Here is a 1,065-nt window from a genome sequence, read left to right as displayed (position 1 = left end):
AGCGGTGCGCACTGGACGAGCGGCAGCGGCACCAGCTTCAACCTGGCCGACGGCACCTATGCCGCGGGCGTGGTGCAGGTACGCCAGACCGACCTTGCCGGTAACCTGAGCACGGCCGGCTCGAATGCGGCGGGCATCACCATCGACACCTCGGCCGCGGCGCCTGCACTAGCGCTGGCAACCGATAGCGGCACCAGCGCCGCGGATGGCATCACCAAGGATGGCACCATCAACGTGACCCTGCCGCCAGATACGGCAAGCTGGGAATACAGCGTGGACAGCGGCGCCCACTGGAGCGCCGGCAGCGGCACCAGCTTCAGCCTGGGCGTCGGTAGCTACGCCAGCGGCGCCGTACAGGCACGCTACACCGACAATGCCGGCAACCTGAGCGCCGCGGGCAGCAATGGCGCCGCGATCACGATCGACACCTCGGCCGCTGCGCCCTCGTTTGCGCTCGCGACCGACACCGGCGCGAGCAACAGCGACGGCATCACGAACAACCCGGCCGTGAATGTAACGCTGCCGCTGGACGCAGCGAGCTGGGAATACAGCGTGGACGGCGGCGCACACTGGACGGCCGGCAGCGGCACCAGCTTCAACCTGCCGGCCGGCACGCAGGCCGTGGGCCAGGTGCAGGTGCGTTACACCGACGTCGCCGGCAACCTGAGTGCGGCGGGCAGCAACGCGGCGGCGATCACGATCGACACCTCGGTTGCCGCGCCGGCTCTGGCGCTGGGCGCCGACACCGGAACCAGCAACAGCGACGGCATCACGAAGGACGGCACCATCAACGTCACGCTGGCCGCGGATGTCGCAAGCTGGGAGTACAGCGTGGACAGCGGCGCGCACTGGACGGCCGGCAGCGGCACCAGCTTCACGCTGGCCGATGGCAGCTACAGCGCGGGCACCGTGCAGGTGCGCCAGACCGACAACGCCGGCAACCTGAGCGCGGCCGCATCGAGCGCCGCAGCCATCACCGTTGATACGGCGGCCGCGGCGCCCGCGTTCGCCCTGCACAGCGACAGCGGCGCCAGCAACGGCGACGGCATCAGCCGCGACGGCACG

At 70.5% G+C, this 1,065-nt stretch carries 1 protein-coding gene; it reads left to right on the top strand.

Translation table 11 applies throughout. The features are described 5' to 3' along the window. A partial coding sequence (locus tag NX774_RS23275; RefSeq protein WP_258824680.1) for an Ig-like domain-containing protein occupies positions 1-1,065 on the top strand: 1,065 nt, incomplete at both ends.

The organism is Massilia agilis (genome assembly GCF_024756255.1).
Lineage (GTDB): Bacteria > Pseudomonadota > Gammaproteobacteria > Burkholderiales > Burkholderiaceae_D > Telluria > Telluria agilis.
Note: the sequence above shows the minus strand (reverse complement) of the source record. Positions and strands in the feature narration are given on the sequence as shown.